Genomic DNA, 23,720 nt, shown 5'->3' on the forward strand with positions numbered 1-23,720 from the left:
CGTGGCTAGCGTCGGCCACGGACCGCGTGCCCGCGCGGCGGACCCGCCCGGAGGAGATGCAGACCATGGAGCTCGACGGAGCCAAGGTCCTGGTCGCGGGCGCCGGCGGCGCCCTGGGCGGGCTGGTCGCCCACGCCCTGCGCGAGAAGGGCGCCCGGGTGGTGGCCGGCGGACGTGACGCCGGACGCCTGGGCGAGGTCGCCGGACGCTGCGGCACCCAGCCGGTGACCTACGACGTCGTCGACGTGGACTCCTGCACCGCCGCCGTCGACGCCGCCGTGGAGCAGCTCGGCGGGCTCGACGCGATCGTCGTGACCGTCGGCGTGGCCGGGTTCGGGCGGGCGCTCGAGACCGACCCCGCCGTCTCCGAGGAGCTGTTCGCCGTCGACGTGCTCGGCCCGATGGCGCTGGTGCGGGCCGCCGCCCGCCACCTGCCCGACGGCGGCACGGTCGCGGTGTTCTCCGCGATCCTGGCCGACCTGCCCACGGCCGGGATGGCCGACTACTCGGCGGCCAAGTCCGCGCTCTCGACCTGGCTGCAGGTGCTGCGCCGCGAGGAGCGCAAGCGCCTGACCGTGCTCGACGTGCGCCCGCCCCACCTCGACACCGGGCTCGAGACCCGTGCGCTGGCGGGCGAGCCCCCGAAGCTGCCCGCGCCGATGCCGGCGAGCGACGTCGTGCCGCTGGTGGTCGAGGCGCTCGAGCGGGGTGCCGGCGAGATCGTGTTCGACCGCTCCGCCGGCGGCCTGGTCATCCGCTGATCGGCCGCCGCGGCTCGTCCTCCGGGTCGCCGGTCGCCGCCGTGGCACCACCCTCGTCGTCCCAGGCCTCGCGCTCGGCGGCCTCGCGGGCCTCCTGCTCCTCGATCTCCTCGCGGGTGGCGACGATGTCGGCGGCGATGTCGGGGTCGGACACGGTGCCGGGGGGACCCTTGACCTCGTCGGGCACCCCCGCCGGTGGCGTCTGGGCGACCACCACCTCGTTGACGTAGCGCAGCAGCACCGCCAGCACCGCCACCACGGGCACGGCGAAGAAGGCACCGGTCACCCCGAAGAGCGTGGAGCCCAGCACGATCGAGAGCAGCACGACCGCGGCGTGCAGGTCGAGGCTGCGGCCCTGCAGCCAGGGCAGCAGCACGTTGCCCTCCAGCTGCTGCACCACCAGCACGCTGGCCAGGATGATCAGGGCCGCGATCCAGCCATTGGAGACCAGGGCGACCAGGACGGCCAGCGCTCCCACCGTGACGGCTCCGATGATCGGGGCGAAGGCGGCGAAGAACGTGAGGACGGCGAGCGGCACGGCCAGCGGGACCCCCACCACCACGAGGGCGAGACCGATGAGGACGGCGTCGATGAAGCCGACCAGGGCCTGGGTGCGCACGAAGGTGCCGAGCGTGAGCCACGAGCGCGTGCCGACCTCGACCACGTGGAGGCCGGTGCGCGGTCCGAGCACGCCGCCGAGCCACGGCAGGAACCGCTCGCCGTCCTTGAGGAAGAAGAACGACAGGACGAGCGTGACGATGAAGTTGATGAGGAACGTCGTCAGCGCACCGAGACCGACGAGCACCCCGGCCGTGATGGTCGCCGCGCTCGACTCGAGGCGGGCCTGCGCGGCCCGGACCAGGTCGTTCACCTGCGCCTCGGTGGCCAGGTTGTTGTTCGTGACCCAGGCCTGGACCGTGACCAGGCCCTCCGACGCGCTGTCGGCGATCTCCGTGGCCTGGGTGCCGATCGAGGGCGCCAGGAGCGAGAACCCGCCGACCAGGACCGCGATCGTCACCAGCAGCACCGTGGCGGCCGCGAGCGCGGGCGGGAAGCCGAACCGCCGACGCAGCTGTCGGGCCGGTGGCTCGAGGGCTGCGGTCAGCACCATGGCGAGCACCACGGGGAGGATGACGCTCCACAGCAGCGACACCAGCTGGCCGAGGACGTAGGCGCCGACGAAGATGACGATCCAGCGCAAAGCCCAGGTCGACAGCCACCGCACCCCGACGCCGAGCAGCTCCTCACGCGAAGGAACGCCTGGTGACTCCCGAGTCGGCTCACCGGCCATGAAGCTCATGGCGCCCATCGTGCCCTAGTTCACCGCCGGTCCGGCACGTCCGACGGGGTGAGGCCGCAGGGCACCTCCGTGGACACGGCCGCCCGCGCGGGACAACCACCGCGCTGCTCCGTGCGTCTGTGGGGGTGGGACGCACCGTCGGCGTCCTGGACGACCCGGTCGACGACCACGAGAGGGAGAGCCGTGAGCGGTGACACCGAGGGCCTCGGGGACCTCTCCCTGCTGCTCGCCCCGTCCGCGGGCGAGCCCGCCCCACCCCCCGCCGCCCGCCACCTGGACGCCGGGCGCACGGCCCTGCGCCGCCGTCGGCTCGCCGTCGGTACGGCGACCCTGGTCGCCCTCGGAGCCGTCGGCGTCGGGGTGGGTGCCGTGGGGCAGACCGCCTCGCTGGGCGGCCCCGTCCCGGGACCGACGGACCCCGCGGACGGCCCTGCCTCGACCGGCCCCACGCCCGCCCCGACCCCCGAGCGGCCCGCTCCCGCCCGCGACCTCGACCTGCCGACCCGGGTCGTCGACGGTCCCGACGTGATCGGGCCCGTCCGCACCGCGACCCGGCAGGAGGAAGCGGAGCTGATGCGGTTCACCGACTTCCCGGTCGACCTCGGCTCCGACGACGCCGTCGTCGTCCGCCCCGGCTGGGAGGTCGTCGAGCGCATCGACGACCCTGCTCCGGTCCGAGACCTGAACCGGATGCAGACCCCCAAGGACATCGTCGACGCGGTGGCGTTGAAGCTCGTCCCCGCTGCGGGCGAGCCCGGGCGTCCGACCTTCGCCTACCTCGACACCGCGACGACGACGGGGGGCGGCATCTCCCTGACGGAGGTCGGACCGCTGACCGGGTCGCTGTCCTGGTGGACGGTCCAGCACGTCTACGCCGACAGCCCCATGAGCAACGGCACCCCCGGCGACGACGTCCGCGTGCTCGACGATGGTCGCCTCGTCGCCGTCGACGACACCCAGGTCCTCGAGCTGCGACGCGACCCGGACGTCGGCGGGCTCGCGCGACTCGGCCAGACCTACACCGCCGCGGCACGGGTGCGCGTCGCCGACGGACGCGTGCTGTTCCTCCTCGCCAGCGAGGAGCCGGGCTGGTCCGGTGTCTTCTGGTACTCGCCGACCGACCCGCCGGACGACGTCGACGGCTTCCTCGCCCAGGTGCGCGAGGTCCACGGGGAGGGGCCGCGGTGAGCCTGCTGCGACGCTCCGCCGAGCACGAGGCGTCGTACGTCGAGTACGTCACCGCGCGGCAGGCCCACTTGCGCCGCATCGCCCACGCGCTGTGCGGCGACTGGCACCTGGCCGACGACCTCGTCCAGGTGGCGCTGACCAAGCTGTACGTCGCCTGGCCGCGGGTCGCCGCGATGAACAACGTCGACGCCTACGCGCGACGGGTCCTGGTCAGCACCAACATCGACCACCACCGGCGCCGCGCGGCCCGACCGGAGACGCCGACCGAGGTGCTGCCGGACCCGGGCTCCCACGACCGCGACGTCGGCGAGCGGGACCAGCTCGTCGCGGCGCTGCAGCAGCTGCCGGAGATGCAGCGCAAGACCGTGGTACTGCGTCACGTCCTCGGGCTGAGCGTCGAGGAGACGGCCTACGAGCTCGACATCTCGGTCGGGACCGTGAAGAGCCACACCTCGCGGGCCCGCTCGGCCATGCGCCTGGCCCTGACGTCCGACACTCGCGGCTGAGACAGTCGGCTGACCGGGTCGACCGGGCGACCCGACCCGCGTCGTTGTGCGCCCGGACCCCCGCCCGGTGCGGGAGAGTGGGTCCCGAGCCGCGGGACGAGCAGGGACGGGGGCGAGTGGGTGGACGTCGACCGGGAGGCCAAGGGCCGCGACCGCAGGGCCGCGACCCGGAAGGTCGAGGAGGCGCTGGCCCGCGGACGCATCGTGGCCGCCGACGCCGACCTCCGGATGATGCAGATCGAGTCCGCGGCGATGGTCTCGGACCTCGACCGGCTGGTCCGCGACCTCGACCCCGCGGTCGCGGCCGACCCCTGGGCGAGCACCTCGACCCCGACCTCGACCCCGACCCCGCCCCCGACCTCGACCACCGCTCCTGCCTCCGCGCAGCGGACCGACACCGACCGGCCTCCCACACCGGCCGGCCCCTCACCGGCTCCCGTCACCGCCGACCCGTCCTCCGCCCCGCCCCGGGACGCCGGCGTCCCCGCGGGCCCGGTCTTCGCCGGCCCGGCTCCCTCGTCGCGGCCGCCCGGAGGGAGCGGGGCACCCTGGGCGCCCGGTGCCGGGCCGGTCATGAAGCCACGGAAGCGCCGCAAGACCTCCCCGGTGGCGATCCTCGTCGTGGGCACGGCGCTGACCGCCTCGTTCCTGGCCCGCGGCGGCTCGGACAGCAGCGTCGACGAGGCGACCGGCATCGGGTCGGCGTCCGACGGCATGCTCACGGAGTGGGGCTTCCGCGACGTCGTGACGGCGGTCGAGGCGCGCACGGGCGACACCGAGGTGCTCGACCTCACCCTCTACCCCACCTACGCCGAGGTGGTGGTCCCGGACGAGCCGCGGGGCCGCACCGGCAGCCGCTTCCGCTACGGCGAGGACGGGCTGCAGCAGCAGGGCGGGGCCGTGGTCCGCGGGGCGCGCCTCGACCTGGCCGTGATCGACGCCCGCGCCGTGACCGTCGCCGTCCGGGAGGCCGAGGCCCTGCTCGCCGAGCCTGCCGGCACCTACGTCGAGGTGGTGCCCGGACGCCGCGGACCGTCGCTGCGGACCGTCGCCGGCGACGGGGGCGACGGCCTTGTCGTGGTCGAGAGCACCGCCGACGGCCGCATCCGCTCGGTCACCGGCCCCTGAGCCGGGCGGCGACTCACCGGGGGCAGCGATCAGCTGCGGGACCGGTCCGGGCAGCCGCTGCGCAGGGCCGCGTAGTAGCCGTCCCGCATCACCGGCTCGGAGGGCGAAGGCCCGTGGAACGTGGCGTCGGCGCACAGGCGGCTCCAGGTGACCGGACCGACCACGCGGTCCGCGGAGATGCACTGCCACCGTTGGTAGGTGTAGACGCGGTCCGACGTCCCCGGCCCGAAGCTTCCGTCCACGGCGACGTACCCGCGGTCGAGGTACGGGTCACCACATCCACCTCCACCGTTGTAGAGGCCTCCGTAGTAGTAGGCGATTCCGTTCAGCATGGTCTGCAGGTTGCGCACACAGGTGCCGACACTGCCTCGCCTCAGCTGCACCTGGGTGCACGTCGCCGCCTCGGCGGCGCTGATCGGGACCAACGAGCCTCCGAGCGCCAGCAGCACGGTGGCGACGAGCGGAATCAGTCTGGTCTTCACGGGATCTCCCTCGGTGTCATGGTGCCCGACATCGTAGGGGACGACGAAGGCCCCGGTTCCTGGACGATCTCCGGGACCCGGGGCCTTGCAGACGTACGTGCGCGAGGGGGGAGTTGAACCCCCACGCCCTTTCGGGCACACGGACCTGAACCGTGCGCGTCTGCCTATTCCGCCACTCGCGCGTGAAGCGTGCACAGGCTATCCCACGTGGCGGGGCCCTCCCAAACCGAGGCGGGCCGATACGATCGACTGGTCCCACTCGCCGGTGGGTATGACCAGAGTCGGGCCCGACCGGGTCCCGACGGGGCCCCGAGGGGCCCGACGAGCAACGACGAGCAGGAGAGGCGGCGCCATGGGCATGCTGCAGCGGTTCGAGAACCGGCTGGAGCAGGCTGTCTCGGGTGCCTTCGCGAAGGCCTTCCGCAGCGCGGTGCAGCCGGTCGAGCTGGCCGCCGCGCTCCAGCGCGAGGTCGACAACTCCGCCCAGATCCTGTCGCGCAACCGGCGCCTGGTGCCCAACACCTTCCGCATCGAGCTCTCGGAGGTCGACCACGACCGGCTCGTGCCCTACGAGCAGACCCTGGTCACCGAGCTCATCGACCTGCTGCGCGAGCACGCCGAGGACCAGCACTACGTCTTCGCCGGCCCGGTCTCCATCGAGTTCGAGCAGGCCGAGGACCTCGTGACCGGTCGGTTCCGGGTCCGCAGCCGCGCCGCGGCGCAGGTCTCGTCGTCGGTCACCGGCAGCAACCGCAGCGTGCGTACGGCGGGCGCGGCCCTCGTGGTCAACGGCAGCCGTCACGCCCTCACCCCGCCCGGACTGGTCGTGGGACGCGGCTCGGAGGCCGACGTCCGCATCAACGACCCGGGCGTCAGCCGCCGGCACGCGGAGTTCCGCGTCACCTCCGGCGGCGGCGGCGGCACCAGCGTCTCGGTCGTCGACCTCGGCTCGACCAACGGCACCCTGGTCGGGCAGGAGCGGATCGACGAGGCCGAGCTGTCCGACGGCTCGACGGTGCGCATCGGCAACACCGACATCGTGGTCCAGCTGCGCGGGGAGGGCTGAGCGACCGTGCAGGAGCTCACCCTCGTCCTCATCCGTTTCGCCTACCTGGCGATCCTCTGGGTCTTCGTCCTCGGCGCCATCTCGGTCATCCGCTCCGACATGTTCGGGGCCCGTCCGGACACCGCGACCGCCCCCGCCCGGCGCGAGAAGCGCGGCTCCACCAAGCAGGCCAAGCAGGCCAAGCAGTCGCGCCGCTCCGCCAAGCCGCCACGGGGGACCCCCTCGCAGGTCGTCATCGTCGACGGGCCGAGCGCCGGGTTCTCCATCTCGCTCGACGAGGTGCCGATCCTGATCGGTCGCGGTCCCGACGCCGGCATCCGCCTCGACGACGACTACGTCTCGACGCGCCACGCACGCATCGGCCGCTCCGAGGACACCTGGTACGTCGAGGACCTGGGCTCGACGAACGGGACCTACATCGGCACCCACCGGCTCACCCAGGCCACCGCCATCCAGCTCGGCTCGAAGGTCCGTGTCGGCAAGACCACCCTCGAGCTGAAGAAGTAGCCGATGACCGACACCCCTTCGGGCCCCCGCCTCGCGCTGCGTTTCTCGGCGCTCAGCGACGTGGGTCGCCACCGCAAGGACAACCAGGACTCCGGCTACGCCAGCGAGAAGCTCCTGGTGGTCGCCGACGGCGTCGGGGGTGCGGCCTTCGGGGACGTGGCGAGCTCCACCGCGGTGCAGCTGCTGCGCAAGCTCGACGACGGCCCGACCGACGAGATGCTGCCGCTGCTCGCCGGGGCCGTGCACCGCGTCCACGACCGGCTGGCCGAGCTCGTCGAGAACGACAAGGAGCTCGACGGCACCAGCACCACCGTGACGGCCGCGATGTTCGACGGCCACCAGCTCGGGTTCGCCCACGTCGGCGACAGCCGCGCCTACCTCCTGCGCGGGGGCGAGCTCCGCCAGCTCACCCACGACCACACCTTCGTCCAGACGCTGGTCGACGAGGGGCGCATCAGCGAGGACGAGGCCAAGGTCCACCCGCACCGCAACATCATCCTGCGGGCCGTGGACGGCGTGCACGACACCGAGCCCGACCTCTTCCACCTCCCGCTGGAGGTCGGGGACCGGGTGCTGCTGTGCTCCGACGGCTGCACCGGCGGCGTCGACGACGCCTCGCTCGCGGTCCTGCTCGGGGACGGCAACGTCGACTCCGCCGCGCTCACGCTGGTCCAGGCGGCCCTCGACGGCGGCTCGACCGACAACGTCACGGTGGTCGTGGCCGAGGCGGTCCCCGCCGACACCGCCGCCGACACCGCCGCCGACACGGGGCTGGCCGGCGCCGCCGGCCCCATGCTGGTCGGAGCCGCCGCGGCCCAGCCCCGGCGCGGCGCCGGCGCCTCCAGCAGCGGACGCGGGATCTTCCGCCGTCAGAGCGACACCGACGAGATCGACCCCGTCCCGGCCGCCGACGACGACGAGCCGGTCGACCCGGAGGAGCTGCGCTACGCCCCTCGCCCCCCGCACCGCTTCCTCGGCCTGCGGCGCCTGGTCCTCGTCCTCGTGCCGCTGCTGCTGCTCGCCGGCGGCGTCGGGTTCGGCTACGTGTGGTCGCAGAACCAGTACTACGTCGCCGCCGACGGCGACCAGGTCGCGATCTACCAGGGCGTCCAGATGGACCTGCCGCTCGTCGAGCTGTCCTCGGTCCACCAGGGCTCCGAGGTCGTCGTCGCCGAGCTGCCCTGCTTCGACCAGGAGAAGGTGCGCTCCGGCATCGTGGCCGAGGACCTCGGCAACGCCGAGCGCATCCTCGCCAACCTCGAGGAGCAGGCCGCCCAGCAGCGCGAGCAGGCCGAGACCGAGGCCGAGCAGCAGGCGCGCGAGGCCGCCCGCGAGGCGCGCCGTCAGGAGCGCACAGGTGGCGACAACGGCGGCAACGACGTCTCCCCCTCTCCCTCCCCCTCGCCGAGCGAGGTCGACGCGACCGTCGACTGCTCCGAGACCGCGACCGGCGCCGGGACGGGCACGGGAGCCGTGACGGGGACACCCTCGTGAGCGCCACCAGCGCCTCGCCCGGCTTCACGCACCGCCGCCGCCGGGGGGCCGAGCTGACGCTGCTCCTGCTCGCGCTGGCCGTCGGCGTCGGCGCGTACGCCGCGGTGGGGCTCGGTGTGGAGGGCGCGCTCCCGGCCGACATGATCGGCTACTCGATCTGGCTGGCCGCCCTGGCGCTGGCCGCCCACGTCGTCGTGCGCTGGGTGGCGCCGTGGTCCGACCCGGTGCTGCTGCCGGTGGTCACCGCGCTCAACGGCCTGGGTCTGGCCATGATCTACCGCATCGACCTGGCCAACGACACCAGCCTGTCGGCCAAGCAGCTGATGTGGACCACCCTGGGCGTGGTGCTGTTCGCGCTGGTGCTCGTGGTGCTGCGCGACCACCGCCGCCTGCAGGCCTTCACCTACACGATCGGTCTCGCGTCGCTGGCCCTGCTGCTGCTGCCGATGATCCCCGGGCTCGGCAAGGAGATCAACGGCGCTCGCATCTGGATCGGCATCGGCGGCTTCTCCTTCCAGCCCGGCGAGGTGGCCAAGATCTGCCTCGTCATCGCCTTCGCCGGCTACCTCGTCCTGCACCGCGACGCCCTGGCCCTGGCCGGGCGTCGTGTCGTCGGCATCGACCTGCCCCGCGGTCGCGACCTCGGCCCGATCCTCGCCATGTGGCTGATCAGCCTCATGATCCTCGTCGGGCAGCGTGACCTCGGCTCCAGCCTGCTGTTCTTCGGGCTCTTCCTCGTCATGCTCTACATCGCCACCGAGCGCCCCGGCTGGCTCGTCGTCGGGTCGGTCATGTTCGTCGGCGGCGCGCTCACGGCGTTCTCGCTCTTCAGCCACGTGCAGACCCGCGTGAACGGCTGGCTCGACCCGTTCTCCGACACCGACACCTTCGGCCAGATCGTCCAGGGCCTCTACGGCATGGCGTGGGGCGGGCTCGTGGGCCGGGGGCTGGGCCAGGGCGAGCCGTGGCGGATCCCGTTCGCCTACTCCGACTTCGTGATCGCCTCGATCGCCGAGGAGCTCGGCCTCACCGGCCTCATCGCCACCCTCCTGCTGTTCGGGCTGGTCGTCGAGCGCGCGCTGCGCACGGCCCTGATCTGCCGCGACGGCTTCGGCAAGCTGATGGCGGCCGGGTTCGGCGTCGCCTTCGCCCTCCAGGTCTTCGTCGTGGTCGGCGGCGTCACCCGGCTCATCCCCCTGACCGGCCTGACGACGCCGTTCATGTCCTACGGCGGCTCCTCGCTCATCGCCAACTGGGTGCTGGTCGCGCTGCTGCTGCGCATCAGCGACCACGCCCGACGGCCGGCGCCGTCGGTGGAGGCCGAGGGCATGGCCGAGGACGACAAGACCGAGGTCGTGGTGCTGCGATGAACACCCCGATCCGCCGCATGTCGGTGCTCTGCCTCGTGCTCTTCCTGGCGCTGCTGCTCAACGCCACCTGGGTGCAGTACGTCCAGGCGGGCAGCCTCAACGACCGCAACGACAACCGTCGGGTCCGCGACGCCGAGTTCTCCCGCGAGCGGGGCGCCATCCTGGTCAACGGCAACCCGGTCGCGGAGAGCGTGCCGGTCGACGACCAGTTCAAGTACCAGCGCCGCTACCCGCAGCCGCTGAAGTACGGCCACCTCACCGGCTTCTTCTCCTACATCTACGGCGCCTCCGGCGTGGAGTCGAACCAGAACACGATCCTCTCGGGCAGCGACTCGCGCTTCTTCGTCAACCGTGTCGTCGACACCCTGTCGAACAAGCAGCCCGAGGGCGGGTCGGTGTCGCTGACCGTCGACCCCGCCGCCCAGACCGCGGCGTTCGAGGGGATCCAGGCGCTCGGGCCCGACACCAAGGCCGCCGTCGTGGCGCTCGAGCCCTCCAGCGGCAAGATCCTGGCGATGGTGTCGAACCCGACCTACGACCCCAACAAGATCGCCACCCACGACCTCGAGCAGAGCCAGACCGACTACGAGCGGCTCATCGAGGACCCCGACAAGCCGATGTTCAACCGGGCGATCCAGGAGGTCTATCCCCCGGGGTCGACCTTCAAGCTGGTCACCGCGGCCGCCGCGCTCGAGAGCGGCGACTACGACCCGGACTCCCAGGTCGACGGCCGTGCGACGTACCGCCTGCCGGACACCAGCGTCGACGTCCCCAACGACAGCGGCGGCAGCTGCGGCGGCGGCGACCGCATCTCGCTCACCCTGGCGCTCCAGGTCTCCTGCAACGTCGCCTTCCTGCGGCTGGGCAACGAGCTCGGCGCCGAGGCGCTCAGCGAGCAGGCCGAGAAGTTCGGCTTCGGGCAGCGCTACCTCAGCGGGCTCGGGGCGCAGGCCGTGAGCGTCTTCCCCGACGACCTGAACGATCCCAACACCGCGCTCAGCGCGATCGGACAGTTCGAGGTCCGCGCCTCGCCGCTGCAGATGGCGCTGGTGACCGCCACCATCGCCAACAACGGCCAGGGGATGCGTCCCTACCTCGTCGACGAGGTGCGCGCACCCGACCTGAGCGTGCTGGAGAAGACCTCCGAGGAGGAGATGCCCGACCGGGCGATGTCCTCGACCTCGGCCAGCCTGCTGACGCAGATGATGGTCGAGACCGTCGACCAGGGCACCGCGGCGCCTGCGGCCATCCCGGACATCAAGGTGGCGGGCAAGACCGGCACCGCGCAGAGCGCGGCGGACCGCAACCCCTACGCCTGGTTCGTCTCGTTCGCGCCGGCCGACAACCCCGAGGTCGCGGTGGCCGTGCTGGTCCAGGACGCGGGGGTCGAGCGCGACGCCATCAGCGGCGGTGGTCTGGCCGCGCCCATCGCCAAGAGCGTCATGGAGGCGGTGATCCAGTGACCGCCCTCGACCACCCCCGCTACCGCCAGGAGCGGCTCATCGCCGTCGGCGGCATGGGCGAGGTCTGGGAGGCCACCGACAACGTGCTCAAGCGTCCGGTGGCGCTGAAGGTCCTCAAGCCGGAGTACGCCGGCGACGCGACGTTCCGCACCCGCTTCGAGACCGAGGCCCGCCACGCGGCCGCCCTGAGCCACCCGAACGTCGCCGGCGTGCTCGACTACGGGGAGGCCGCCGCGGCCGGCCCCGGCGAGCCGGAGCGTCCCTACCTGGTCATGGAGCTCGTCCGGGGCGAGCCGCTGTCGGCCCTCCTGCGGGGCGGGCGCTCCCTCGACCCCCGCAAGGCCGCCGAGCTCATCGCCCAGGCGGCGACCGGCCTCGAGGCCGCCCACCGCCTCGGCATCGTGCACCGCGACATCAAGCCCGGCAACCTCCTCGTCACCCCCGACGGCCAGGTCAAGATCACCGACTTCGGCATCTCGCGCGCCGCGGACGCCGTCCCGCTGACCCAGACCGGGCAGGTCATCGGCACCCCGCACTACCTCTCGCCCGAGCAGGCCGAGGGCAAGGAGGCGACCCCGGCGAGCGACGTCTACGCCCTCGGTGTCGTGCTCTACGAGTGCCTGGCCGGCCAGCGGCCCTTCACGGCCGACAGCCCCGTCGGTGTCGCGCTCGCGCACGTGCGCGACCCGGCGCCGGGGCTGCCGACCCAGGTGCCGGCCGCGCTGCGCTCCGTGGTGGCGCAGACGCTGTCCAAGGACCCGGCCGAGCGGCCGCGCAGCGCCGCGGCGCTCGCGGAGATCCTGCGCGGCGACCTCGACGAGGCGCGGACCGCCCCCACCGCGGTCGCTGCCGCCGGGCCGTCGACGCGGGTGCTCCCGACCGGCGCGCCCACCCGGGTCGCACCCGCACCGACGGCCCCCGCACGGGCCGCCGGCCCCGCCGGCCCCGCCGGCGCGCCCCGCCGGTCCCGGCGCCCCTCTCCCCTGGTCGTGGGGCTCGCCGCCCTCGCGCTCGTCCTGCTCGGCCTGTGGCTGGCCTCCGCCCTGCAGGGCGACGACGACCCGACCGCCGAGGAGCCCGGCTCCGGCTCCGCTCCCTCGGCGACGCAGGAGGCCGCACCGACGCAGAGCGCGGAGGAGACGCCCCAGGAGACGGCCCCCGAGCCGGAGCCCGAGCCCGAGCCGGAGACCGTCACGGTCGACGAGGAGGAGTATGTCGGCGACCCCGCCGACGACGCCGAGCAGCGGCTCGAGGACCTCGGGCTCAAGGTCAAGGAGGAGAAGGTCGACAACGACGGCAGCGCGGTCGCCGACACCGTCGCCTACGTCGACCCCTCCGGCGAGGTGCCGGTCGACAGCGAGGTCACCCTGGGTGTCTACGACGACCCCGAGGTCGAGGCTCCGACGGAGCCCCCGGGCGGCGGCCCGCCCGACGACAAGGGCAAGGGGGACAAGGGCAAGCCATGAGCGACGACGAGACCACGGTCGGGGACGGCGGAGGCGACGGCGCGGCGCCGGACGCCCGACGCGTCGGGGGCCGCTACGTGATCGGCGAGCTGCTCGGCCGGGGAGGCATGGCGGAGGTCCGCCGCGCCACCGACGTACGCCTGGGCCGCACGGTGGCCGTCAAGCAGCTGCGCACCGACCTGGCCACCGACCCGACCTTCCAGGCCCGCTTCCGCCGCGAGGCGCAGGCGGCCGCCGGCCTCAACCACCCGAACATCGTGTCGGTCTACGACACCGGCGAGGAGATGGCGCCCGACGGCAGCCACGTCCAGCCCTACATCGTCATGGAGTACGTCCAGGGGCGCACCCTGCGCGAGGTCCTCGACGACGGCCGCAAGCTGCTGCCCGAGCGGGCCCTGGAGATCACCGCCGGCGTGCTCGCCGCGCTGGACTACAGCCACCGCGCCGGCATCATCCACCGCGACATCAAGCCCGCCAACGTCATGCTCACCCCCACCGGCGACGTGAAGGTGATGGACTTCGGCATCGCCCGGGCGATCGCCGACGGCACCTCGACGATGACGCAGACGTCCGCGGTCGTCGGGACGGCGCAGTACCTCTCCCCCGAGCAGGCGCGCGGCGAGACCGTCGACTCGCGCAGCGACGTCTACTCGACCGGCTGCCTGCTCTACGAGCTGCTGACCGGTCGTCCCCCCTTCGTCGGCGACAGCCCCTTCTCGGTCGCCTACCAGCACGTCCGGGAGGTGGCCGAGCCGCCGGGCACCCACAACGAGGAGCTCCCCGCCGAGCTCGACGCCATCACCATGAAGGCGTTGGCCAAGAAGGTGGAGGACCGCTACCAGAGCGCCGCGGAGATGCGCGCCGACATCCAGCGCCACCTCGACGGCCAGCCCGTCGACGCCCCCACCGCCCTTGTGGCCGCCGTCCCCGTGGTGGCCGCCGCCGAGCCCGAGACGTCGATCTTCCGGCCCGCGCTCGACGAGGGCGACTACGAGGAGGAGAAGAAGAAGCGGCGCTGGCCGCTGGTGGTCGGTCTGCTCGTGGTGCTCGCGCTGCTCGTGGGCGGCATCGCCCTCGCCGTCACCCTGCTGGGCTCGGAGAAGGAGGTGCCCGTGCCCGACCTGTCCGACCAGACGCTCGGCCAGGCACGCCGTACCCTCGACGAGGCCGGCCTGACGCTCGGCTCGGTCGACCGTGAGCCCTCCGACGTGGCCCAGGGCCTGGTCATCGACCAGGACCCCGGCGCCGACGAGCTGGCCGCGGAGGACTCCGACGTCAACGTGGTCATCTCCGCCGGCGCCGAGACCACGACCGTGCCCTACCTGCTCGGCGACACCCGCGACGAGGCGGCCGCCAAGCTCGAGGAGCGCGAGCTCACGCCCAACTTCCAGGAGGCCGACTCCACGGAGCCGGCCGGCACGGTCATCCGCACCGACCCCAACGCCGACACCCCCATCGAGCTGGGCGGCTCGGTCACCGTGGTGCTGTCGCTGGGCCCCGTCGAGGTGCCGGGCGTGGTCGGACGCACCGAGGAGCAGGCGCGCAGCATCCTCCAGGACGCCGACCTCGAGGTCTCCGTCGACGAGGACACCACCACCCCCGCCGAGCCCGGCCAGGTGCTGGAGCAGACGCCCGGGGCCGGCTCCGAGGTCGCCCGCGGGTCCACCGTGACCATCACGGTGTCGCGCTACGAGGAGCCCACGCCCACCCCGACCGAGACGCCCACCGAGAGCGAGACGCCTACGGAGGTGCCGACGGAGACGCCCACCGAGACGCCGACCGACTCCGAGAGCCCCGACGCCGGAACAGCCCCGGGGGCCGGTCCGTCACCCGTCGACGGTCCCGAGCCCGGACCCTCGGCCTCGGAGCAGGCGGTGCCGGCCGCGGCACCCGCCCGGAGCACGGCCCCGCACCGCCGTCCTCGTCGCCACGGTCGACGCGGTCCCCGGAGCGATCAGGAGTCCGCCGCCACGGCGTGACGCATCTCGAGCGAGCCGTCGTAGGCCGGCGCCTCGACGCGCGCCTCGGGGACGACCTCCCACCCCAGGCCGTAGTCGGCCACGGACTGGAGGTAGCCCCGCAGGTAGGCGCTGTCGCCGAGCTGGCCGACCATGGCCGCGGAGTCGCCGATCCCGGAGATCCGGTACGGCGGGGAGTACGGCACGCCGTGGAGGATCACGGTGTTGCCCACGCACTTGATGCCGGTGGTGGTGATGATCCGCTGACCCTGGATGGTGACGGCCTCTGCCCCGCCGGCCCACATCGCGTTGACGACCGCCTGCAGGTCCTGCTGGTGCACCAGCGCGTTCTGGCGGTCCTCCCCGGCGGCGTCGCGGCCCTCCTCGGGCGCGTCGTCGAGCACCACCGTGAGCCCCGGCCCTGCCACGGCCCGGAGCCCGGCCGGGTTCTCGAGCGCGGTGATGCGCCGCTCCAGCCGGGTCAGCTCCCGGCTCTGCAGCCCTGCGCTCAGCTCGGCGATGTCGGAGTTCAGGTCCGTGATGTCCTGCTGGAGCGCCTCGACGCGCTGGCTCTGCTGCTCGGCCAGGTCGGCCAGCGACTGGTAGCGCTCGGGGCGCAGGTCGGTGCCGTTGCTGTTGACCGCGCTCGCGACCAGCAGCAGCCCCGCGCCGGCGAAGGCGAGGGGCTTGGCCACCCGCCAGCCGGCGTGCCGGTCACCCCGCGTCTCCGCCCGCCGCCTCGCGGCGCGACGCAGCCGCCGGAAGGACTCCGGCAGGCCGGCGACGACGGGGCGGGGGTGCGGCACGGTGGCTCCGGGACGGGGTCGGTGGCGGGCGGGCGGACGCTCGGGGGACGCTCGGGGGGAGCCGAGCCGGTGGATCGGCCCGGGCGTGCGCGGCCGGTGGTGTCCGGTGCGACGGCCCCCGGCGACTACGCTAGCCGACGCGGCCCCACGAGGCCCCGGCGTGCCCGGGCCCCCGCGACGGCCCGCCGACCGACCCACCGTGCCGAGGAGAAACCGTGCCCAAGTCCCGTCCTTCCACCCTGGCCGCCGAGCCCCGCGGGTCCTCGACCTCGGTGGTGCGGATGGCGCTCGTCGTGCTGCTCGTCGGCGTCGGCATCGCCTGGGTCACCTACTACCTGGCCTCTGCGCAAGACAGCGGCAAGCCGGCCTGGATGGCCGACCTGGGCGACTGGAACCTCGCCATCGGCTTCGGGGCGATCTTCCTGGGACTCGGGCTCTCCGCCCACCCGCGCTCACCCCTCGGTCGCGGCCGCGGGGTCGTCGTCGGGATGCTCGGCTGCTTCCTCATCGGGCTGGTGTGGATCGTCGTCTACTACGTCACCGGCCAGGACCTCGAGCTGCCCGTCATCACCGACCTCGGCAACTACAACCTGCTGGTCGGAATCGGCTTCATGGCCACGGGGTTCGTGTTCGCCACCCGCTGGGAGTGAGCCCGGGTTCTCCCCAGCTGTGGACACACCTGGGGACAATGACACCGGTGTAGTTTCTCCACAGTAGTTATCCCCAGTGTGGATAACCTGCCGCTGCGCTCGGTGCGCGCAGCCAGGCCGCGCGCCGCTGCCTCGGGAGGGTCATTCCCCGGGTCCGGGCACGCCAAACCGGCGCGGGCAGCGGATGCTCGCGCCGGTCTGGACCGGTGGCGGTCGCCGGGCCGGGACAGGTCGGGCGGGGTCAGGCGGGGTCAGGCGGGGTCAGGTCAGGGTGAGGGTGCGCACCGCGATCGCCGCGAGCGTCAGCAGACCGACCACGGTGAGCCCGGCGACCTGCCAGGCCGTCCGCCGTCGCCGCGGCGCGTAGACCAGCACGCCGCCGATCACGAGGCCCCCGACGAAGCCGCCCAGGTGACCCTGCCAGGAGATGAAGCTCGACCCGAGCACGGTGATGACCAGGTTGATCGCGACGAGCGTCAGCAGCGACTGCACGTCGCCCTTGACCTTGACCGCCACCACGAGCAGCGCGCCCATCAGGCCGAAGATGGCGCCCGAGGCGCCGATGGTCAGCGAGTTCGGGGCCGAGAGCCAGTAGACCGCGGCCGACCCCACCAGCCCCGACATCAGGTAGAGCGCCAGGAACCGGGCCCGACCCAGCAGCAGCTCGAGCTGCGGCCCGAGGATGAACAGCGCGAGCATGTTGAAGCCGATGTGCCAGATCTCGACGTGGGTGAACATCGAGGTCACCAGCTGCCAGACGGCACCGTCGGCCACGCCCTCGACCAGCGTGGGCCGGCCCTCGATGACGAGGCCGGTGCGCAGCGGCACCAGCGCCAGCTTCGACAGCAGCACGCTGCCGACCCCGCCGGCGGCCAGCACGAGCACGAAGATGCTCACGTTGGCCGCGATGAGCAGCTGGGTCACGGCCCCGGGTCGGGTCGGCCGCGTCCCGCCGTACGCCGTGCGCGCCTGGCGGGTGCTGCGGGCGCCCTCGGCGACGCAGTCGGGGCACTGGAACCCGACTGCCGCCGACCGCATGCAGTCCGGGCAGATCGGGCGCTCGCACCGCTGGCACCGGATGTAGGTCTCCCGGTCGCTGTGGCGGTAGCAGGTCGGCGTCTGGGCGACCTGCCCCGGACCGGGTTGGTCCACGCTCAGCGCTCCTCGACCTCCACCGACTCCACGACCACCGCGTCGACGGGACGGTCCATCGAGCCGGTCTCGGTCGTGGCGATCGCGTCGACGACGTCGCGGGAGGCCTGGTCGGCCACCTCGCCGAAGATCGTGTGCTTCATGTTCAGGTGGGGCGTGCGGCCGACCGTGATGAAGAACTGCGAGCCGTTGGTGCCCGGGCCGGCGTTGGCCATGGCCAGCAGGTAGGGGCGGTCGAACTGCAGCTCGGGGTGGAACTCGTCCTTGAAGGTGTAGCCCGGACCGCCGCGACCGTCGCCGCGCGGGCAGCCGCCCTGGATCATGAAGCCGTCGATCACCCGGTGGAAGGTGAGGCCGTCGTAGAAGCGACCGGTCTTCTTCTCGCCCGAGGTGGCGTCGGTGAACTCCTTCTCACCGGTCGCGAGGCCCACGAAGTTGCCGACCGTGGTCGGGGCGTGGTCGGGGAAGAGCTTGAGGGTGATGTCGCCGCGGTTGGTCTTGAAGGTCGCGTAGGTGTCGGCCACGGGGGCACGCCTTTCGTGGAGCGGGGGGCAGGCTGCGCACGTCGTCCGGCGCTGCCGCACGGGGTCCCCCCGATCTTGTCACGTCCTCCCCAAAAGGGTTTCCTCGGTCGGTGCCTCGGGCAAGGATGGGACGGGTCCCGGCATCGCGCCCGGACGCCCTCGGGCACCACACACTTAGGAGAGCCACTGATGGGTTTGAGGAAGTCTTCATCGAAGGTCGATGTGGCCAGGCACCAGGCACAGGCCGCCGCCGCGGGGCTGAAGGTGCAGGCCGCCGACGCCCGTGACCGCGTGGGTCCCGCCGTCGCGGACGCCCGCGACCGCGTCGGTCCCACCCTGCTCGACGCCCGCGACCGCGTCGCACCGACGCTCGCCGACGCGCGTGACCGGGTCGGTCCCGCCCTCTCGGACGCCCGCGACCGCGTCGGTCCGGCCGTGTCGGAGGCCCGTGGCTTCGTCGCGCCCGCCGTGGCGGAGGCCAAGGACAAGCTCGCCGACCTGACCGAGACCGTGGCGACGAAGCTGGACGACGCGCTGCCCGACGACCGCACCCCGGACTTCGTCAAGCAGGCCTCCTCCAACGGACGCGCGCCCGGCAAGTTCAAGACCATCGTGGCCCTGCTCGGCCTCGGCTTCCTGGCCGCGTTCGTGGCCAGCAAGCGCGCCGCCCAGAAGGAGCCGGTCTGGCAGCAGCCCTCGTCGGCCCCGCGCCCCGCGCCGCCGACCGCAGCGGGCTCCGCCGCGTCGGCCGCGACGTCCGGCGCCGCCTCGGGCGGGCCCTCGGCCGCCGACAACGCCGGGGGCAGCCCCGACGAGGCCGCGGCCGATGCCGCCGAGACCGCGCACACCCCCACCACGCCCGACGAGCCCGTGGAGGTCGTGGACCTCGAGGACAAGAAGGACTGACACCCCCTGGTCGACCGGCGACGCCCCGACCCTTCCGTGCGGAGGGTCGGGGCGTCGTTCACGTCCGGACCGGGTCCCGGAGCTCCGGGTGGGCCGCGTGGACGGCGCGGGTGGCCCGACGCTCGGCCCAGAACGACAGGATCGGCACGGTGCCGGCCAGCAGCGTGCCCAGCGTGAAGCCGAGCCCCCACCGCTCGCGGCGCGACAGGACGAAGGCGACGAGCACGAAGATCATGTAGAGCCAGCCGTGGGCCACCCCCAGGTAGGTGGAGATCGCGTCGCCCACCTGCTGGGGCTCGCTGCCGACCGGGAACCACGACGGGTCGAGCAGGTGCGCCTCGTTCAGCGGCAGTCCGACGAGGCAGAGGACCACCAGCAGGACTCCCACGATCCCGGCCATGGTGCGGTAGGCCGTCAGCAGGCCGCGGGGGGCCTCGTCGGTCGGGTCGGGAGGGGTCGGTGCGGAGGCGCTCACACCTCCGACGCTATCCGAGGCTCCTCGCCGGTCTGGGCGCGGGCGGTGGCCAGCTCGTCGCGGCTCCACCGCCACCACACCACCACCGCGAAGCAGCCGAAGATCCACCACTGCACGCCGTAGAGCAGGTTGCGCAGGCCGGTCGAGGCCGGCGGGCTCGGCAGCGCGGACGGCGTGACCGGCTCCAGGCTGCCGCGCACGGCGGCCGGCTCGTCGAGGATGACGAAGGCGCTGTAGAGGTCCTGCTCGAGCCGGGGCACGAAGTCCGGGATCCGCAGGGAGGGCAGCACGGCGTCGTCGGGGTCGGTGTCGGTCGAGTCGTCCTGTTCCGCCGGTTGCAGGCGGGCGACCAGGCTCGCCGTACCCGTGGGCGGGGAGAGGTCGGGGGCGGGGTCCTCGGACCAGCCCAGCACCACCGGGACGACGCTCGCGTCAGCGGCGCACGGCTCGGCCTCGCACACCGCGAAGGGTACGACGACCCAGCGGCCGAGGTCCCCGTGCTGCAGCCGTCCCGTCACCTCGACGGTGTCCTCGGGCAGCCAGCGCCCGCTGAGGGTCACGGGACGACCTGCGTCGTCGGTCGGGAACGCGTCGTCCGGGCCGATGACCGAGGCGAGCGGCACCGGCTCGGCGTCGGCCAGGGCCTCGACCCGGTCCTCCCGGTGGCCCTGCCAGGCCCCGACCTGCCAGAACCCGAGCCAGGTCGTCGCGAGCACGGCGAGCACGAGGCCGGTGTGCAGCACCAGCATGCGCGCGGTCAGCCACTCCCGCCACCCGGCGTTCACGGTCGAGGGAGCGGTGGTCAGCGTCGATCAGCCCGCGAGGTGCCCGGCGTGGTTCAGGACCGCGATGCAGTGGTCCACGAGCTGCTCGCGGGTGACCTGCATGCCGCCCTCGAGGTAGGCGTAGAAGAGCGCGGTGAGCGAGCCCAGCAGGCCCACGGAGATGAGGGTGCGCTGCTCGGCGGGCGTGGAGCGGGGCAGCTTGCTGCGGATCAGCTCCCCGAGCGCGGGCAGCAGCGCCTGCGACGGCTGCGCGAGGACCGCCTCGGTCAGCGGTGCGACGAGCAGCACCCGACCCTTGCGGCGGTCGTCGACCATGAGGGTCACCAGCGCCTCGATGCTGCGCCGCGCCACCTCGGCCGGGTCGCCCTCGGAGGCGGCCTCGTCGAGGACCTGGCGGACCTCGTCGGCCAGCTCCTCGTAGACCGCGAGCACCAGCGCGTCGCGGTCGGGGAAGCTCTCGTAGAAGTAGCGCTCGGTCAGCTGGGCCGAGCGGCACGCCGCCCGCACCGAGAGCGTGGCGCCGGGGGTGCCGAGCAGGTCGAGCCCGACCTCCACCAGCTTCTCGCGACGCGCTTTCTGACGGGTCGCCAGCGTGGTCCCGCCCCAGATCCTGGGGGTGTCGGTCGATGCAGTGTTCACAGTGGGTGTCCCTCCCTGGGAGAAGCCAGAGGACGAAAGCCGCTTGTGGCCCCCTCTCGCCCTCCACCCCCATCATCCCCCGAGCGTCCCCGAAGGACAAAAGCGCCGCCCCGCGCAGGCCCGACCGCCCTACGATGGGCGGGTGCCGCTGCGACTCGCCATCGTCAACGACTACGAGGTCGTGGTCCGGGGCCTGGCCGACATGCTCGCTCCCTTCGCCGACGAGGTGAGCGTCGTGGAGCTCAACACCTCCGTGCCGGTCAACCAGCCCGTCGACATCGCGCTCTTCGACACTTTTGCCCAGCGTCCCGAGGACGGGCCCGGCGTCGCCGACCTGCTGGCCGACCCGCTGGTGGGCCGGGTCGTGGTCTACACCTGGAACATCGAGACCCGCTTCCTCGACGGCAGCCTCCACGGCGAGGTCGCGGCGTACCTGTCGAAGACCCTGTCGGCCGACGAGCTGGTCGCCGCGCTGCGTGCTGTGCACGCGGGCGAGCGGCTGGTGGTCGCCGACCCGGCGGACGTCCCGGTGCTCACCGGCGACTGGCCGGGCCGGTCGGAGGGCCTGACCGCCCGGGAGGCCGAGGTGGTCGCGCTGATCACCCAGGGCCTGAGCAACGCCGAGATCGCCCTCCGGGCGTCGCTGTCGATCAACTCGGTGAAGACCTACATCCGCAGCAGCTACCGCAAGATGGGCGTGACGAGCCGGACCACCGCGGTGCTGTGGGGCCTGGAGCACGGCTTCGCCCCCGACCGCACGCGCGTCACCGCCCCCACCGCCTCCAGCGCCTGAGAGCAGGCTGAGAATCCGGGCCGCACGTGGTGCGGGACACATCCGGACGTCGCCGGACCGCGAACCCGTCCTGACAACGTGCATCGTCGCCTGGGTCGCCTCGACCCGGATCCCGTCGGTGCCGAAGCTGACGGAGGTTGCGATGAGAACCAGATCCATGCGAGCAGTGGCGGGAGGGTCGGTGGCGGGACTCGCCGTCGGCGTCCTCTCGGTGACCGCTGCCCCGGCGAGCGCCGCGACGTACGAGGTCGACAGCGAAGCGGAGCTGAGGGACGCAGTGGCCGCGGCGAACGCCAGCCCCGGCCTCGACGTCATCCGCCTGACCGGGTCCGTCACCCTCGGAACGCCGCCCACGGGAGAGGCGGACGGGCCGGCCGCGGGCGACCTCGACCTGACCGACGACCTGCGCGTGGTGGGCAGCAACGAGACCATCGACGCCGCCGGCACGGACCGCGTCTTCGACGTCCCGGCCGGTGTCTCGCTGTCGCTCGAGGACCTGGTGCTGCGCAACGGGCTGCCCGCCACCGGCTCCAGCGGCGGCGCCGTCCGCAGCGCCGGCACCCTGGAGGTCCTCGACACCCTGTTCGTCGACAACGCCGCGCGGGGCACCGGCGCCAGCGGTGGCGCCATCTTCAACGACGGAGGAAGCCTGACGGCCGTGTTCTCCCGGTTCCGCGCGAACACCGCCGACCGCGCGGGCGGCGCCATCGAGGCGCTGGCCGGCACCACCCGCGTCGAGGGCTCCCGCATGACCGGCAACACGACCGGGACCATGCCGGGCAACGGCGGCGGCGTCCACCTGACCGGCGCCGGGACCGTCGACGTCGTCGACACGGTCGTCATCGGCAACACGGCCGGCTCGGAGGGCGGTGGTCTGTGGAACAGCAGCACCGGGACGATGCGGGTCGTCGACACCTACCTGACCGAGAACACCGCGCGCGGAGCGGCCGCCGACAACGGCGGCGGGGCGCTCTTCAACGACGGTGGCGTGCTCGTCGTGCGCGGCAGCCTCGTCGAGGACAACGAGGCCACCGGCGCCGCCGGCTCCGGCGGCGGACTGCTGAACCTCGGCGAGGCACGCGTGCGCAGCTCCGAGCTGATCGACAACCGGGCCCGGCGTGCCGGCGGTGCGATCGAGGCGGTCGGCGGCACCACGGCCCTGACCAGGGTGAGCATGGTCGGCAACACCACCGGGGCAGCCCCCGGCAACGGCGGCGGACTGCACCTCACCGGTGCCGGCGACGTCAGCGTGACCGACAGCCTGGTCAGCGAGAACCGCGCCGCCAACGAGGGCGGCGGGCTGTGGAACAGCGCCGACGGCACCATGCGGGTCAGCGGCACCACGGTGTCCGACAACGTGGCGAACGGTGACGCCTCCGACAGCGGCGGCGGCGGGCTCTACAACGACGGCGGCGACCTGAGCGTCAGCGGCGGCACCGCCGTCCTCCGCAACCAGGCGCCGGGCACGTCCGGCTCGGGCGGCGGCATCCTGGACAACCAGGGCACGCTGTCGGTCACCGGCTCTCGGGTGGTCGACAACTCCGCGACCCGCGCGGGCGGCGGCATCGAGACCAACGCCGGCCAGGTCGAGCTGCGCAACGTGCGGCTGCTGCGCAACACGACGGGCGCGAACCCCGGCAACGGCGGCGGGCTGCACGTCACCGGCGCGGCGGTCGTGGAGTACGTCGGCGGGCTCGTGCAGGGCAACGTCGCAGCCTTCCAGGGCGGAGGCCTGTGGAACTCCAGCACCGGCGTTCTCACGGTCCGCGACGTCACGGTCCGGCGCAACCAGGCCGAGCGGCGTCCGAACCTCTACAACGACGGTGGCGCCTTCACCGTCGACGGGCGTCCGGTCCCCGTCGGCTGATCCACCCGGTCCCACCGGACGCAGGCCGTCGAACGGCGGTCGGCGGGTCACCCCGCCGGCCGCCCCCGGGCCGCGACCAACGAGTCGTGCGTACATGAGCGACGTCTCGCACGCACACGAGCGACGCTTCGCATGGACACGAGTGCGCTTCGCGGGTGGGGTGTTGGTGTTGGTGGAGCCAAGGGGACTCGAACCCCTAACCCCCTGCTTGCAAAGCAGGTGCGCTACCAATTGCGCCATGGCCCCGGGACGGTGACCCAGCCGGACCGACCAGCCGGTCACCCGGAGAGCGTCAGCTGCTCCGCTTGACGCTGTCGGTGGCCTCGGCCCAGAGCGCCTGCTCGTGCTGGGTCTCCTTGGCCTTGGTGAGGGCCACCACGCCGCCGACGACGGCCGCGGCGAGAAGAACGATCTTCTTCATGGGGGTCCTTTCC

Annotated in this window: 24 protein-coding genes and 2 tRNA genes; 15 read left to right on the forward strand and 11 right to left on the reverse strand. The window is 73.3% G+C overall.

The window, feature by feature from the left end; genetic code table 11:
- The first annotated feature begins 65 nt into the window (after window positions 1-65).
- Complete coding sequence (locus G7072_RS17445) at window positions 66-761, forward strand: SDR family oxidoreductase (protein ID WP_166088620.1); 696 nt, start codon at window positions 66-68, stop codon at window positions 759-761.
- Here G7072_RS17445 and G7072_RS17450 read toward each other — a convergent pair.
- Window positions 751-2,061, reverse strand: a complete 1,311-nt coding sequence (locus G7072_RS17450; protein WP_166088622.1) for an AI-2E family transporter — start codon at window positions 2,059-2,061, stop codon at window positions 751-753. The genes G7072_RS17445 and G7072_RS17450 overlap by 11 nt on opposite strands.
- 183 nt (window positions 2,062-2,244) lie before the next feature.
- On the opposite strand from G7072_RS17450, the gene G7072_RS17455 reads away from it, so the two are divergent.
- From G7072_RS17455 to G7072_RS17465, 3 genes are all read left to right on the forward strand, one after another.
- Entirely contained in the window at window positions 2,245-3,249 is a 1,005-nt protein-coding gene (locus G7072_RS17455) for a hypothetical protein (protein WP_166088624.1), read from the forward strand.
- Entirely contained in the window at window positions 3,246-3,755 is a 510-nt protein-coding gene (locus G7072_RS17460) for a SigE family RNA polymerase sigma factor (protein WP_240917023.1), read from the forward strand. The genes G7072_RS17455 and G7072_RS17460 overlap by 4 nt, the downstream gene beginning before the upstream one ends.
- 120 nt (window positions 3,756-3,875) lie before the next feature.
- On the forward strand, window positions 3,876-4,883 hold the full coding sequence (locus tag G7072_RS17465) for a hypothetical protein (protein WP_166088625.1): 1,008 nt from the start codon (window positions 3,876-3,878) through the stop codon (window positions 4,881-4,883).
- 29 nt (window positions 4,884-4,912) lie between these two features.
- On the opposite strand, the gene G7072_RS17470 is transcribed toward G7072_RS17465, so the two are convergent.
- Window positions 4,913-5,365: a peptidoglycan-binding domain-containing protein gene (locus G7072_RS17470; RefSeq protein ID WP_166088627.1), complete on the reverse strand. Its 453-nt coding sequence runs from the start codon at window positions 5,363-5,365 to the stop codon at window positions 4,913-4,915.
- Between the two features lie 98 nt (window positions 5,366-5,463).
- Window positions 5,464-5,547, reverse strand: a tRNA-Leu gene (locus G7072_RS17475).
- Between the two features lie 170 nt (window positions 5,548-5,717).
- On the opposite strand from G7072_RS17475, the gene G7072_RS17480 reads away from it, so the two are divergent.
- From G7072_RS17480 to pknB, 7 genes are read left to right on the forward strand one after another with little or no spacing between them, the layout of a single operon-like run.
- On the forward strand, window positions 5,718-6,431 hold the full coding sequence (locus tag G7072_RS17480) for a DUF3662 and FHA domain-containing protein (RefSeq protein ID WP_166088629.1): 714 nt from the start codon (window positions 5,718-5,720) through the stop codon (window positions 6,429-6,431).
- A 6-nt stretch (window positions 6,432-6,437) separates the two neighbouring features.
- A complete protein-coding gene (locus G7072_RS17485; RefSeq protein ID WP_166088632.1) occupies window positions 6,438-6,938 on the forward strand; it encodes an FHA domain-containing protein in 501 nt (166 codons plus the stop codon).
- A gap of 3 nt (window positions 6,939-6,941) precedes the next feature.
- Window positions 6,942-8,432, forward strand: a complete 1,491-nt coding sequence (locus G7072_RS17490) for a protein phosphatase 2C domain-containing protein (RefSeq protein ID WP_166088634.1) — start codon at window positions 6,942-6,944, stop codon at window positions 8,430-8,432.
- Entirely contained in the window at window positions 8,429-9,802 is a 1,374-nt protein-coding gene (locus tag G7072_RS17495) for an FtsW/RodA/SpoVE family cell cycle protein (RefSeq protein WP_166088636.1), read from the forward strand. The genes G7072_RS17490 and G7072_RS17495 overlap by 4 nt, the downstream gene beginning before the upstream one ends.
- On the forward strand, window positions 9,799-11,265 hold the full coding sequence (locus G7072_RS17500) for a penicillin-binding protein 2 (RefSeq protein WP_166088638.1): 1,467 nt from the start codon (window positions 9,799-9,801) through the stop codon (window positions 11,263-11,265). The genes G7072_RS17495 and G7072_RS17500 overlap by 4 nt, the downstream gene beginning before the upstream one ends.
- A complete protein-coding gene (locus G7072_RS17505; RefSeq protein ID WP_166088640.1) occupies window positions 11,262-12,731 on the forward strand; it encodes a serine/threonine-protein kinase in 1,470 nt (489 codons plus the stop codon). The genes G7072_RS17500 and G7072_RS17505 overlap by 4 nt, the downstream gene beginning before the upstream one ends.
- Window positions 12,728-14,710 (forward strand): Stk1 family PASTA domain-containing Ser/Thr kinase, encoded by a 1,983-nt coding sequence (pknB, locus tag G7072_RS17510; RefSeq protein ID WP_166088642.1) that lies wholly within the window; start codon window positions 12,728-12,730, stop codon window positions 14,708-14,710. The genes G7072_RS17505 and pknB overlap by 4 nt, the downstream gene beginning before the upstream one ends.
- On the opposite strand, the gene G7072_RS17515 is transcribed toward pknB, so the two are convergent.
- Window positions 14,686-15,495, reverse strand: coding sequence for a DUF881 domain-containing protein (locus G7072_RS17515; protein WP_166088644.1), 810 nt, complete (start codon window positions 15,493-15,495; stop codon window positions 14,686-14,688). The two genes, pknB and G7072_RS17515, sit on opposite strands and share 25 nt — an antisense overlap.
- 215 nt (window positions 15,496-15,710) lie before the next feature.
- Here G7072_RS17515 and G7072_RS17520 point away from each other — a divergent pair, with 215 nt between their 5' ends.
- Entirely contained in the window at window positions 15,711-16,145 is a 435-nt protein-coding gene (locus tag G7072_RS17520; protein ID WP_240917024.1) for a cell division protein CrgA, read from the forward strand.
- 261 nt (window positions 16,146-16,406) lie between these two features.
- Here the strand turns inward: G7072_RS17520 and G7072_RS17525 are convergent, their stop codons facing one another.
- Together G7072_RS17525 and G7072_RS17530 are read right to left on the reverse strand one after the other, a co-directional pair.
- Window positions 16,407-17,297, reverse strand: a complete 891-nt coding sequence (locus G7072_RS17525; RefSeq protein WP_240917025.1) for a rhomboid family intramembrane serine protease — start codon at window positions 17,295-17,297, stop codon at window positions 16,407-16,409.
- A gap of 2 nt (window positions 17,298-17,299) precedes the next feature.
- Entirely contained in the window at window positions 17,300-17,821 is a 522-nt protein-coding gene (locus tag G7072_RS17530) for a peptidylprolyl isomerase (protein WP_166088646.1), read from the reverse strand.
- A 222-nt stretch (window positions 17,822-18,043) separates the two neighbouring features.
- On the opposite strand from G7072_RS17530, the gene G7072_RS17535 reads away from it, so the two are divergent.
- Window positions 18,044-18,727 carry an apolipoprotein A1/A4/E family protein gene (locus G7072_RS17535; protein ID WP_166088648.1) on the forward strand — a complete coding sequence of 228 codons (684 nt, stop codon included), beginning with the start codon at window positions 18,044-18,046 and terminating at the stop codon, window positions 18,725-18,727.
- A gap of 58 nt (window positions 18,728-18,785) precedes the next feature.
- On the opposite strand, the gene G7072_RS17540 is transcribed toward G7072_RS17535, so the two are convergent.
- From G7072_RS17540 to G7072_RS17550, 3 genes are read right to left on the reverse strand one after another with little or no spacing between them, the layout of a single operon-like run.
- Window positions 18,786-19,202, reverse strand: a complete 417-nt coding sequence (locus G7072_RS17540) for a DUF3817 domain-containing protein (protein WP_240917026.1) — start codon at window positions 19,200-19,202, stop codon at window positions 18,786-18,788.
- A complete protein-coding gene (locus G7072_RS17545) occupies window positions 19,199-19,987 on the reverse strand; it encodes an SURF1 family protein (protein WP_166088650.1) in 789 nt (262 codons plus the stop codon). Before G7072_RS17545 ends, G7072_RS17540 begins: the two co-directional genes overlap by 4 nt.
- 27 nt (window positions 19,988-20,014) lie before the next feature.
- Complete coding sequence (locus G7072_RS17550) at window positions 20,015-20,626, reverse strand: TetR/AcrR family transcriptional regulator (RefSeq protein WP_166088652.1); 612 nt, start codon at window positions 20,624-20,626, stop codon at window positions 20,015-20,017.
- A gap of 142 nt (window positions 20,627-20,768) precedes the next feature.
- Between G7072_RS17550 and G7072_RS17555 the strand changes: the two genes are divergently transcribed.
- Both G7072_RS17555 and G7072_RS17560 read left to right on the forward strand, forming a co-directional pair.
- Window positions 20,769-21,419, forward strand: a complete 651-nt coding sequence (locus G7072_RS17555; protein WP_240917027.1) for a response regulator transcription factor — start codon at window positions 20,769-20,771, stop codon at window positions 21,417-21,419.
- Window positions 21,420-21,576: 157 nt separating this feature from the next.
- A complete protein-coding gene (locus G7072_RS17560; protein WP_166088654.1) occupies window positions 21,577-23,286 on the forward strand; it encodes a hypothetical protein in 1,710 nt (569 codons plus the stop codon).
- Between the two features lie 170 nt (window positions 23,287-23,456).
- Here the strand turns inward: G7072_RS17560 and G7072_RS17565 are convergent.
- Window positions 23,457-23,532: transfer RNA gene (locus G7072_RS17565), tRNA-Ala, on the reverse strand.
- A 46-nt stretch (window positions 23,533-23,578) separates the two neighbouring features.
- Window positions 23,579-23,707 (reverse strand): DLW-39 family protein, encoded by a 129-nt coding sequence (locus G7072_RS20125; RefSeq protein ID WP_240917028.1) that lies wholly within the window; start codon window positions 23,705-23,707, stop codon window positions 23,579-23,581.
- Between the last annotated feature and the right edge of the window lie 13 nt (window positions 23,708-23,720).

Origin of the sequence: Nocardioides sp. HDW12B, assembly GCF_011299595.1 — a bacterium.
In the GTDB taxonomy this organism is placed as follows: domain Bacteria; phylum Actinomycetota; class Actinomycetes; order Propionibacteriales; family Nocardioidaceae; genus Marmoricola_A.